This is a genomic window from Kineococcus gurbantunggutensis (assembly GCF_050871925.1).
Lineage (GTDB): Bacteria > Actinomycetota > Actinomycetes > Actinomycetales > Kineococcaceae > Kineococcus.
The window spans coordinates 1-11,091 of sequence record NZ_JBJLSG010000162.1 but is presented as its reverse complement, the minus strand read 5'-3'; the positions used below and the strand labels follow the sequence as shown (position 1 = coordinate 11,091).

13 protein-coding genes are annotated in these 11,091 nt (G+C 71.5%); 8 read left to right on the top strand and 5 right to left on the bottom strand.

Going from position 1 to position 11,091, the window contains the following annotated elements; genetic code table 11:
- Positions 1-134: 134 nt before the first annotated feature.
- Complete coding sequence (locus tag ACRYR7_RS21330; protein ID WP_432574119.1) at positions 135-2,081, bottom strand: GAF domain-containing sensor histidine kinase; 1,947 nt, start codon at positions 2,079-2,081, stop codon at positions 135-137.
- A 474-nt stretch (positions 2,082-2,555) separates the two neighbouring features.
- Between ACRYR7_RS21330 and ACRYR7_RS21325 the strand changes: the two genes are divergently transcribed.
- Positions 2,556-2,876 (top strand): nucleotidyl cyclase domain-containing protein, encoded by a 321-nt coding sequence (locus ACRYR7_RS21325; RefSeq protein ID WP_432574118.1) that lies wholly within the window; start codon positions 2,556-2,558, stop codon positions 2,874-2,876.
- 164 nt (positions 2,877-3,040) lie between these two features.
- Entirely contained in the window at positions 3,041-5,689 is a 2,649-nt protein-coding gene (locus tag ACRYR7_RS21320; protein ID WP_432574117.1) for an EAL domain-containing protein, read from the top strand.
- A gap of 176 nt (positions 5,690-5,865) precedes the next feature.
- Here ACRYR7_RS21320 and ACRYR7_RS21315 read toward each other — a convergent pair whose 3' ends face one another.
- The 3 genes from ACRYR7_RS21315 to ACRYR7_RS21305 all read right to left on the bottom strand — a co-directional run bounded on the left by ACRYR7_RS21315 (position 5,866) and on the right by ACRYR7_RS21305 (position 7,951).
- Entirely contained in the window at positions 5,866-7,044 is a 1,179-nt protein-coding gene (locus tag ACRYR7_RS21315) for an IS3 family transposase (protein ID WP_432574116.1), read from the bottom strand.
- A 107-nt stretch (positions 7,045-7,151) separates the two neighbouring features.
- The gene (locus tag ACRYR7_RS21310) at positions 7,152-7,613 is read right to left on the bottom strand and encodes a transposase (RefSeq protein ID WP_432574115.1); all 462 of its coding nucleotides are present in this window, start codon (positions 7,611-7,613) and stop codon (positions 7,152-7,154) included.
- Positions 7,508-7,951 (bottom strand): IS3 family transposase, encoded by a 444-nt coding sequence (locus ACRYR7_RS21305; RefSeq protein ID WP_432574121.1) that lies wholly within the window; start codon positions 7,949-7,951, stop codon positions 7,508-7,510. Before ACRYR7_RS21305 ends, ACRYR7_RS21310 begins: the two co-directional genes overlap by 106 nt.
- Here ACRYR7_RS21305 and ACRYR7_RS21300 point away from each other — a divergent pair.
- Positions 7,862-8,107 carry a hypothetical protein gene (locus ACRYR7_RS21300; protein ID WP_432574114.1) on the top strand — a complete coding sequence of 82 codons (246 nt, stop codon included), beginning with the start codon at positions 7,862-7,864 and terminating at the stop codon, positions 8,105-8,107. The genes ACRYR7_RS21305 and ACRYR7_RS21300 overlap by 90 nt on opposite strands.
- Positions 8,108-8,162: 55 nt before the next feature.
- Here ACRYR7_RS21300 and ACRYR7_RS21295 read toward each other — a convergent pair whose 3' ends face one another.
- Entirely contained in the window at positions 8,163-8,477 is a 315-nt protein-coding gene (locus ACRYR7_RS21295) for a transposase (protein WP_432574113.1), read from the bottom strand.
- Here ACRYR7_RS21295 and ACRYR7_RS21290 point away from each other — a divergent pair.
- From ACRYR7_RS21290 to ACRYR7_RS21270, 5 genes are all read left to right on the top strand, one after another.
- Complete coding sequence (locus ACRYR7_RS21290; RefSeq protein ID WP_432574112.1) at positions 8,476-8,661, top strand: hypothetical protein; 186 nt, start codon at positions 8,476-8,478, stop codon at positions 8,659-8,661. The genes ACRYR7_RS21295 and ACRYR7_RS21290 overlap by 2 nt on opposite strands.
- A gap of 100 nt (positions 8,662-8,761) precedes the next feature.
- Positions 8,762-9,046, top strand: a complete 285-nt coding sequence (locus tag ACRYR7_RS21285) for a ribbon-helix-helix domain-containing protein (RefSeq protein WP_432574111.1) — start codon at positions 8,762-8,764, stop codon at positions 9,044-9,046.
- 72 nt (positions 9,047-9,118) lie between these two features.
- On the top strand, positions 9,119-9,391 hold the full coding sequence (locus ACRYR7_RS21280; protein WP_432574110.1) for a type II toxin-antitoxin system PemK/MazF family toxin: 273 nt from the start codon (positions 9,119-9,121) through the stop codon (positions 9,389-9,391).
- A 426-nt stretch (positions 9,392-9,817) separates the two neighbouring features.
- Entirely contained in the window at positions 9,818-10,330 is a 513-nt protein-coding gene (locus tag ACRYR7_RS21275; RefSeq protein WP_432574109.1) for a hypothetical protein, read from the top strand.
- Between the two features lie 238 nt (positions 10,331-10,568).
- Positions 10,569-11,057 (top strand): helix-turn-helix domain-containing protein, encoded by a 489-nt coding sequence (locus ACRYR7_RS21270; RefSeq protein ID WP_432574120.1) that lies wholly within the window; start codon positions 10,569-10,571, stop codon positions 11,055-11,057.
- The last annotated feature ends 34 nt before the right edge of the window (positions 11,058-11,091 follow it).

The following is an 11,091-nucleotide window of genomic DNA, read 5'->3' as shown; positions in this document are numbered from 1 at the left end:
CCCACCCGCTACCACGCCTGGGGTGCTGCGATGCCCCCGCGACCGGGCGCTGGCCTGATGCCGGGTGGGGGCCGGGGGGGCGCCGGTTCGTTGCCCGGCCCCCGCAGCACTCGGGCGGCGAGCAGCAGGCGGCGTCAGTCGGCGCGCTGGGGCAGGGTGAAGCGCACGGTGGTCCCCCCGCCGGGGGTGGCCTGGATCCAGATGCGTCCGCCGTGGCGATGCACGATGCGCTGGCAGGTGGCCAGGCCGATGCCGTGGCCAGCGCGCGCGGCGGGATCGACCTGGGCGAACATGGCGAAGACGGCCTCGCGCTGCTCGGCGGGGATGCCGATGCCGTTGTCCGACACCGCCAGCGTCCACCCCTCACCGGTGCGCACTGCGCTGAGCTCGATGCGGCAGGGCCGCTGGGGCGAGCGGTACTTGATGGAGTTGGCGATGAGGTTCTGCAGCAGCTGGCGCAGCAGCACCGGATCGCCGTGCACGAGCGGCAGGTCGAGGTGAGCATCGGGCGCGGGTGCCTTCGAGGACGCGGGGTCGGCGCACGCAGCAGGACCAGCGGAGGCAGCAGGACCAGCGGAGGCAGCAGGACCCGGGGAAGCAACGGGGTCGGCGGGCAGGGCGCCGACGGTGATCAGTGCACCGCAGTCCTCGATCGCGGTGCGCAGGTCCGAGGTGGCCTGCGCCAGGACCTCGCCGAGGTCGACGTGCTCGCGCCGGCAGGTGTCGGCGCCGGCCCGGGCGTAGCTGAGCAGTGCGCTGATCAGCTCCTCCATGCGACGGGTGCCCTTGCGCGCCGCGCGGATCCAGGCGCGCGCCTGCTCATCGAGGGCCTCGCCGCACACCTCCTGCAGCATCTCCAGGTAGCCGGCCACCACGCTCAGCGGGGAGGACAGGTCGTGGCTGACGATGCCGGCGAACTGCGCCAGCTCGGCGTTGGAGCGCGCCAGGTCGGCGTTGGATCGTGCCAGCTTCGCGTTGGAGCGCGCCACCTCGGCGTTGACCTGCTCCAGCTGGCCCACCACCGCGACCAGCTGCTGGCTGCGGTCCTCCAGCTGCGCGCTGCGCTGCTGCAGCTGGGCCAGCGCCTGCTGCAGCGCCTTCTTGCGGGCGCGGATGTCGGTGATGTCGGTCATCGCCACCACCGCGCCCAGCGGTGTGCCATCGGCGCGGCGCACCACGCGCCCGGAGCAGACCACGCTGAGCGGGGCGCGCCCGGGCGGGGCGATGACCATCTGGGCCTGGCGCACGCGCCCCTCGCGCAGGGTGCGCTGCAGGGGCACCTGCTCGGGGCTGAGCGGGGTGTGCCCGTCGGCGGCGTACAGGTCGTAGGCGCCGGCGTGCTCGCCGGGCTCGAGGTCGCCATCGGCGTCCAGGCCGTGCCAGTGGCGCGCGGTGCGGTTGAAGGCGCTCAAGCGCCCGTCGGCCTCGGTGATGACGATGCCCACCTCCACGGCCTCCAGCACCGCCTCGCTCAGCTCGTAGCGCGCCTCGGCCTCGGCCATGGCCATCTGCGCCAGCGCCCGCTGCTCGGCGGCTTCGGCGGCGTGGTGCTGGGCCAGGCGCGCCTGCCAGCGCCGCTCGAAGAGGGCCACCACCACTCGCGCCAGCCCTTCCAGCGCAGCCAGCTGAGCAGCGCTCAGCCGCCTCGGTGCGCTGTCGAAGACGCACAGGGAGCCCAGCGCGTGCCCCTCGGGGCTGATCAGGGGCGCGGAGGCGTACAAGCGCACCCTGCCCAGGCGCCCATCGACCCACGGGTTGGCCCGGTAGCGCTCGTCCGCAACGGCGTCGGGCACGTGCACGACCTCACCGTCGCTAAAGTGCAGGGCGCACATGGAGTCGCTGCGTGGGGAGGTGCCGCCCTCGAAGCCCACGGTGCTCAGCTGGCACTGGCGCTCGTCGTCGATCAGGTTCAGCGTGGCGTGGGGCACGCCGGCCACCACCGCGGCCGCGCGCACGAGGTCACCGAGCTCGTCGTCAGCCGGCACGTCCAGCACGCCGTACTCGTGCAGGGCTGCCAGCCGCGCCGCTTCAGCACCGCCGACTCGCGCCCGCTGCGCGCCGAGCGTGACGACGGCGCTCACCACGGCGACACCTGCCGCAGTCGCACGCACCGCCCCCCTACCGGGTGCTGAGGGACCGGTGAGGTGGCGCACGGGCGGATCACGGGTGCTTCATCGACGGCAGCACCGGCGTCCTGAAGCACCCTCCCGCAGCACGAGAGCCACCTGCAGCGCCACGCACGACGACGCAGGTGCGCGGCTGCGAGCGCGGATTCCGGCGGGCAGGCGCGGCGCCGCCACGTTCCCCCCTTGCCCTTGCACTCCCCCGCACCCCCACACCCCCGCACCCCCGCACCCCCGCAGATGCAGCCGCTGAGGATGCCGGTGACCTTCCACCTGGCTCTTGAGCGCTGCGCCGTCCAGCGGCAACGCCCCAGAGATGACGTGGGGTAGCTACAGTGTTTCTCTCAGTAAGGTTTGAGGGACGCAGGCCCAGGCGGTCGGTACCGCCGAGGCGGGCCACGCTCACGAGGGTGTCGCGGGAGGTCGTGCGTGGTGCGGTCAAGAGCGCTCCCGCGGCGGCAGCGCCGGCTGGCCGACGCGCTGCAGGCCGCGGTGCGCCTGGGCCGCGAGGAGTTCGCCGTCCTGCTGCGCGAGGTGCCCACGCCCGCGCACGGCGGCGCGCTGGCGCAGCAGGTCCTGCACCGGGTGCGAGCGCAGCCGCCCGAGGTGGGCACCAGCGGCGGCGGGGCCACCTGGCCCGATGACGCCGTCGGCCTGGAGGGCGTGAGCCGCGCGGCCGGCGAGGCCGTGGACGCCGAGACGCACCGCCGGCGCACCCCGGACGTGCGCACCAGCAGCGCCCCGGTGCCGTGAGCAGCGCAGCGCACCACCACACCGCGGCGGAGGCCCCCACCCCCGCTGCAGCTGCCGTGGGCACCGGGGCCGCGGGCACCGCTGCAGTGGGTACCGCGGTGCACAGTGGGCCGACAAGGGGTATGGCGACAACCGGTGCGGCGCGCGAGGTGCCAGGAGCACCGGTGCAGCCGGTGCCCGTGGCGGTGGTGGACTTCGCCTCCGCCGCCAGGGCCACCTTGCAGCGCCTGCACCAGCGCATGGGGATGGACACCTGGGCCATCGCCCGTCGCGACGGGCAGGACTACGTGGTCCTGTCCGCGCTGGACACCGCGCACGTGGGCCTGCACGCCGGGGACGTGATGCGCTGGTGCGACACCTTCTGCGCCGCGGCCTTGAGCGGTGATGCCCCGCGCTTCAGCACCCAGGTGCAGCAGGTGCCCGCCTGGCAGCACGCCCGCCGCGCCACCGGCCTGCCGTGGCGCTCGTACCTGTCGGTACCGCTGACGGGACCGGACGGCACCGTGCTGGGCAGCCTGTGCGCCGGTGCCCGCGAGCAGGTCGATGCCGCCACCTTCGAGCAGCTGGCCGACGTGGAGCTGGCCGCCGAGCTGCTGGGCACGGTGCTGGCCTACGAGCTGCGCCTGCAGCACGAGGCCCGCCGCGCCGAGCACGCCGAGGCCGCCGCCGAGCGCGATGCGCTGACCGGGCTGGGCAACCGCCGGGCCTGGGCGCACGCCCTGGCCGGGGAGGAGGCGCGTGCACGGCCCCTGGGCTCCAGCGCCTCGGTGCTGGTCATCGACCTGGACGAGCTCAAGCGCATCAACGACACCCACGGGCACCAGGCCGGCGATGCGCTGCTGGTGCGCACCGCGCAGGTGCTGCGTGAGCAGCTGCGCCCCGATCAGCTGGCGGTGCGCCTGGGCGGGGACGAGTTCGCGGTGCTGCTGCCCGACAGCGACCGCAGCAGCACCGCTGCGGTCATCGCCCGGTTGCGGGCAGCCCTTCGCGCCGCGCAGGTGAGGGCCTCGCTGGGTGCGGCCACCCGCCGCGCCACCGAGGGGCTGCAGGAGGCCTGGCACCAGGCCGATGCGGCGATGTACGCCGACAAGGCGGCACGCGCCAGCCGTGCCCGCTCCACGAGCCGGAGGGCACCCGGCCTGGCGACGCCCGCCGCGGCAGGGTCGCCGCCAGCCAAGCAGGCCCGCACCAGCGCCCCCACCGGCAGCACTGCCACGAGCCGCACCGACAGCACCGTCGGCGCCGGTGCCGGCGCCGCGGACGAGCGCGCCGGCAGCAACGGTGCGGTGATCGAGGCTGGGGCGCTGCCCGGTGCGGCGGTGCACGGTGCGCGTTCGAGGGTGCCACCTCGCACCATGCCCAGCACCGGGCGGCAGGAGCGGACGCAGCCGGCTGGCAGCGACGGCGCGCCAGGGTCCTGCGACGCGCGGGAGGAGCGCGCCGATCCAGCACCGGAACACCCGGCCGAGCACGACGCAGACGTGCGCCTCGATGCGCCCCCCGAGGTGCACCTGGATGCGCCCCCCGAGGTGCACCTGGATGCGCCTGACGCGGCAGGCCCAGCGGCCCACGACGACCAGCACAGCGGTGCGCGCATCGGTGTGCTGCTGCAGGCGGCCCGGCAGCAGCTGGGCATGGACGCCGTGATCGTCACCCGCTTCGACGGCGAGGACTGGCGGGTGCAGCACACCGCCACCGCACCCGGTGCCGCGGACCCTCGCGGCTTGACCTGCCGGCGCGCCGGCACGTACTGCCAGCGCGTGCTCGATGGTGCCCTGCCCGCCGTCATCGCCGACACCGGCGCGCACCCGGTGACCGCGACCTTGCCCCTGACCGGCGTGCTGGGCATCGGCGCCTACGTCGGCGTCCCGCTGCACCTGAGCGATGGCCCCCTGCACGGCAGCGTGTGCGCCCTGTCCCGAGCGCCGCGCCCGGACCTGGACCGGCGCGACGCCGCTGTGCTGGCCGTGCTCGCCGAGGCCCTGCGCGAGCCGGTCACCCAGGACCAGCAGCGCCTGCAGCGCCGCCACTACCTGCTCACCCGCCTGGAGCAGCTGCAGCTCGAGGGCGGGCCGCGCCCGGTCTACCAGCCCATCATCGACCTGCGCACCTTGCGTCCGATCGGGCGTGAAGCCCTCAGCCGCTTCCCCGACGCCGGGCCCAGCGAGTGGTTCGCCGCCGCCGCCGACGTCGGCGCCGGCATCGACCTGGAGCTGGCCGCGCTGAGAGCGGCGCTGACCCGAGGGGTCCACGGCACCAGCGCCTTCGAGGCACCGCAGGACTTGCACGACCCGCACGACGTGTCTCGGCCGGACGCCGTGGGTGCGCCGCCGGAGACCGGCTGCCCAGGTGGTGCGGGTGGTGGGGGGTTCTTGGCCGTGAACGTCAGCCCCGCGCTGGCGGCCTCACCGGACCTGGCGCACGCCCTGCACGGGCAAGCGCTGCGGCGCCTCGTGGTGGAGATCACCGAGCACGAGCAGGTCCAGGACTACGCCGCGCTGCTGCGGCACCTGCAGCCGCTGCGCGAGCAGGGGCTGCGGTTGGCGGTGGACGACGCCGGTGCCGGCTTCGCCAGCATGCGCCACGTGCTGGCCCTGAAGCCGGACTTCATCAAGCTGGACATGAGCTTGATCCACGACATCCACCACGACCAGGCGCGCCAGGCCATGACCGGCGCACTGGTCACCTTCGCCCACCGCAGCGCGGCGCACGTCATCGCCGAGGGCATCGAGAGCGCCGAGGAGCTGGCCTGCCTGCGCGAGCTGGGCGTCTGCCACGGCCAGGGGTACCACCTGGGGCGCCCAGCCGCGTGAGGCAGAGCCTTCACAGATCAGCACCCCCGGCGAGCAGCACCTTCGCTGCTTCACACCCAGCACCTTGTCGCCATCCGCCACGGATCGAGCCGATTCAGCCCAGCCGCTCAACCCAGCCACTCGAACCGCGCCAGACGGCGCCGGCGCACGCCAGGGGCTGTACTGAAGTGACCTGATCATGACCCGGTTGACTGGACAGCGAACCGAGGAGCCGGTGACTGCTGCAGGGCATTGTTCTCGAACTCTACGGGACTGCGCCAACCCAGGGCGGAGTGTCGCCGCCGCCGGTTGTGAAAGCCCTCGATGTACTCGAACATCGCACTGGCGAGCTCGATCCGGGTGTTCCACCGGCGGCGGTTGAGCAGCTCCGTCTGCATGCGCCCCCAGAACGATTCCACCACCGCGTTGTCGTACGGATCGCCGACGCTGCCCAGCGAGGGCAGCAGACCGGCGTGGCGGGCCCGTTGGGTGAAGGTCCACGAAGTGAACTGAACCCCATGATCACCGTGTATGACGCCGCCGGTGACATTGCCCCGGCTCTCGATGGCCATGCCCAGGGCGTTGGTAGCCAGCTCGACGCGCTGGGTGGAGTCGATGGCCCAGCCGACCACCCGGCGCGAGAAGGTGTCGATGACGACGCAGCAGTACAGCTTGCCTTCGCGGGTGGGGTGTTCGGTGATGTCGGTGACCCAGAGCTGGTTGGGGCCGTCGCGGTGGAAGTTTCGCTTGACCAGGTCGCTGCTGGTGGGGACCTGCTTGATGCGGTAGCCGCGCCGACGCTTGGGCAGTCCGCTCAAGCCACTGCGGCGCATCAGCAGGCCGACGGTGTTGTGTCCGACGACGACGCCGTGGTTGTGCAGCAGCTCGGCGTGCACCCGAGGACGCCCGTAGGTCCCGCGCGAGGCCTGGTGGACGGTCCCGATCAGGTCGCTGAGCCAGGCGTGGCGGATGCTGCGCGCTGACGGCGCCCTGGAGGCCCATTCGTAGTAGCCCGAGCGGGAGACACCCAGCGCGTGGCAGGACCGCCCGATGCGGACACCGTCAGCGTGCAGCTCCGCGACCAGGCGGAAGCGGGCTTTTGGGGGCACCACCTCCTCCACCGCGGCAGCGGCCTTGCGGAGAATCTTGACTTCTTCCTCCAGGTCGCGGATCCGCTTCCTCGCTGTGGCCAGTTCCGTGCTCTCGCGGCTGCTGGCGCCATCGACCTGACCGCGGTCGATGAGGTCTTGCTTGCGCCAGCGGTAGAGGCAGGACTGCGCGACTCCGAGCGAGGCGGCGACATCGCTCACGGTGCGGCCGGCAGCGAGCAGCGCCAGTGCTTGGTGTCGGAAAGCCGGCGGGTACGACCTGGGCATGGGTGATCCTCTCGGGTGTGCGAGCGGTCACCGTCTCTCGACACGCGAGTCCGGAGGAGTGGGTCATGATCATGGTGTCCGGAGAAGCGGGTCAAGCTCCACCCCCGTCAGGCGGACGTCTGATTGCGTGTCATGTGCTGATCTTCATAGTCGACGGGGCTGAGGTTACCCAGCCGAGAGTGACGACGCCGAGTGTTGTAGAAGCCTTCCAGGTAGGAGAAGACTTCCATCTCCATCTCCATCTCCATCTCCAGCTCATGGCGACTCGTCCAAGCACGGCGGTAGACCAGCTCGGTCTTGAGGGTGGCGAAGACGGACTCTGCCATCGCGTTGTCGAAGGCGGAGCCGACTCGGCCCATCGAGGCCAGCAGGCCGGAGGTGCGCAGCGCCTTGCCGAACTCGTAGGAGGAGGGGGCACCTCCCGCCTGCGGGGGAGACTGGGCGCCGCGGTCGGCGTGGTGGATCAAGCCGGCCTCCGGCTTGCGACGGGTGATCGCCATCCCGACCGCTGGGGGCACCTCCCGCCTGCGGGGGACCAGGACCAGCTCGGTGCGCAGGTGATCAGCCATCGCCCAACCCACCACCCGTCGGCGGGGGCGCCTCCCGCTCGCGGGGGCAAGGCATCGACGACCACGGCCAGGTAGAGGAAGCCCTCCCAGGTGCGCAGATAGGTGGGGGCACCGCCCAGCGCCCGCGCTGGGGGAATGTCGGCGACCCACAACCGGTCCGGCGCCACAGCGCCGAACCGGCGCTGGACCAGGTCCGGTGCGGTGGCCGTCGAGAGAGCTCTACGACCGTACTTGCCCCGTCGGCGGCGGTGGGCGCCTTGAATGCCGGCCAGGCGCATGAGGCGGGCGACGTGCTTGCGGTTCCAGCCATGGCCGCGGTGGCGGACCTCAGCGCTCAGCCGCCGAGCGCCGTAGACACCGCGGTGCTCGCGCCAAGCATCATGGGCGGTGTCGGCGCGGTAGGCCTCCTCGATCTCTGCCGGTGTCGGGCCACCGGCGCGGGCGGCCCACTCGTAGTGTTCGACGGGCTGATCCTGAAGACGCGGCAGAGTTGACGGATGCCGTAGTGGGTCTTCTCCGCGGCGATGAAGGCCAACGCAGTACGTCGGTTCACCGCCCCGTCTCCTTGGCGAAGAAGACCACGGCTTTTTTCAAGATCTCCTTCTCGAGCTCCAGCTCGGCGACCTTGCGGCGCAGCCGGGCCTGGGGGCACCTCCCGCGTGCGGGGGACTCGAGGCGCTCATCAGTACTGAGGGCCGACGGCCCAGCAGCCCTGTTCTTACGCTCCCGCGCCACCTGGTTGCGCAGCGTCTCGTGGTTGACGCCGAGCTCGCGAGCGACGTCGCGGAGGGTGCGCTCGCCGTCGAGGACGAGGGCTGCGGCTTGCTGGCGGAACTCGATCGGGTAAGTGCTCGTACGGCCCATGCGTTTCTTCCTCGCCTGGCTGCTGCCAAGTATGGAGGCGTCCGGCCCGGGGGGGTCACTTCAGTTCGTCGGCTTCGATGGCGTGCAGGCTGCGTTCGGAGGTGAGGCTGGTGGTGAGCACGTGTTGATGGTGGCACCGGCGTTGCCTGGGGTGCTGGTGATCGCCGCGTGTGGTGGGGCGTGAGGTGCTTCGGCGGCACGGGGTGGGTGGTGGTGGCAGGGGGTGGTTCGCCGGTCCGGGGGAGTCGTTCCCACGGTGGTGGCAGTGGGGGAGCATCGCGGGTGTGAAGTTGAGCATCAGCTTGTCGGAGGCGGATGTGGCGGCGCTGGATGAGCGCGTGCGGGCGGCGGGGTTGCCCTCGCGCTCTACTGCGGTGCAGCGGGCGATCCGGTTGCTGGCCGGGGAGCAGCTGGAGGCGGACTACGCCGCGGCGTGGGGTGAGTGGGAGGACTCCGGGCAGCGGGCGGCGTGGGAGGCGGTGACGGGTGACGGCACTGCGGAGCCTGGTGTCGAGCCCGCCGGCGCCGCTTCTGCGCGTGGCGCCGGGGGTGCTGGTGCGCCGCGGTGAGGTGCGCCTGGTGGACCTGGACCCGGTGCGAGGCGCGACAGCGGTGCAGGGGCAGGCAAGCGGCGTCTTGCGGTGGTGGTGAGCAACGATGGGGCCAACGCGGTGGCCGAGCGGTTGGGCCGGGGTGTGGTCACGGTGGTGCCGGTGAGCAGCAACACCGCGCGGGTCTTCCCCTTCCAGGTGCTGCTAGAGGCGCAGGACTCCGGGCTGCGGGTGGAGTCCAAGGCGCAGGCGGAGCAGGTGCGGGCGGTGGCGGTGCAGCGCCTGGGGCCGGTGCTGGGGCGGTTGCTGCACCCGGTGATGGTGCGCCTGGATGAGGCGTTGAGGCTGCACCTAGCGCTGTGAGCACCGTGGTGTCCTGAGCTCGCGGCAGGTGGCGCCCAGCAAGGACAGCTGAGCCCCTGCTATCGAGGCCGCAGGCCCTCAGGCCCGCCGGGGTACACGGCACCTGCGCCGGCGCGCAGCGTCGGCCCTGTGGATCCTTTCGGTGTCTCCCGGCTGCACCGCGCAGCGGTACCCCTCGGGCGGCTTCAGCGGCCTGCCCGAGCCGCGGTACTCACCGCTTCGGCATCTATGGAAGAAACGCTGCAGATGTAATCGTGGCGGGCGGGCGTAGTCCTCTTCGCCCGTTGTGTCAGCCAGGTGGTGAGAGGCAGAACAGTGTAGGAGGGTGACGTCAGTCGGGGGCACGCAGTAACCTCAACCATGGTTGAGCGAACTGGCTCTGATCCAATCGATGCTGAAGCAGGTCTCAGGGACAACATCGATGTCGTGCAGCAACAACGATCCGGGCGTCACTACATGACATCCTCGCTGCCCATTCTTGGTGAGCCGGTCGGTGATCGAAGCGATCAAACCGCGGCAATCTTGCGTTCGGAGTTCTCCGAGATCTGCACGGCGTGGCGCATGCTCACCGAAGTCCGCTTCAAGCTCCTCGCGCTGCTGCCGCCGGTCACCGGACTCGGGCTGGTCGGCATCGTCTCGAGTGCGGGAGTCTTCCAAGGCATGGAACGAGGACCGCGCATCGGGCTCGCGATCTTCGGGCTACTGATCACTGTGGGACTGTACGTCTACGACCGCCGCAACGACGAGTTGTACGACGACCTGATCAGTCGGGGCCGCCGGGCCGAACTGGAGATGGGCATCGATACGGGTGTCTTCCTCGGACGCCGAGTTCCCGCACGCTCGTGGAGAAATCACCATAATGCGACGCGGCTGGTGTACGGCACCATCGGGCTGTCCTGGATCGCTGCCGGCGCCTTTGCAGCCACAGGACGTGTGTAGGCAGCAATAATCGATGACCTTGAACATACTGAGCTCTTTCCGCCCTGCTGACGAGCGGAGCCGCAGCCGGTATGAGCGAAGTCCCTGCTAGGACGGGAACTGTCGAGATCGTCCGCAATATCAGGGGCTCGGCATGCTGTCTTACCCGTCCGGTCTACCCGTGCTCACTCGCACCTTGGACCTGCTCAGTCAGGCGCTGCGCCAGCGCTCCAAGCGCATAGGATCACCTTGGTGAAGCCTGGCGCTGGAGCGCCAAGCACTGCTGCTACTGGCGCACCTGCGCAAGGGAGAACACTACGCGCACCTAGCCTTCCACTTCGGCGTCGGGATCGCCACCGCGTACCGGTACGTGCACCAGGCCGTAGCCGTACTAGGTGCGGGCCAGGCTGGGGCTGAATCCTCCGGGAGCACGGCAGGCACGGGTGGAGGGTCACAGGTGCACGGAAAGCTTGCTCCTGTGGCGGCTCCGTGGCCTTCGTGTCCCGTCGGCTCCGTTTCCCCTGTCGGCTGCGTGTTCCGCTGGCTTGGTGTGCCGGGCTCGTGTGGCGCAGAGGTCGAGGAGCGCGCAGGTGGGCGCTCCTGCGTGCTGGTACGCGCTGGTACGCGCTGGTACGTGCTGGGACGCGGGGTGTGCGAGGGGCCCTGCGGCGCTCGGCGCCGCGGGACCCCACGCTGCACCCCCCGGTGCAGCGGGTGGCGTGTTGAGCCCATCTTGGTGAAGGTCTGACACTACCTGGTGGAGAATCCCGTGTCGCTGGCTT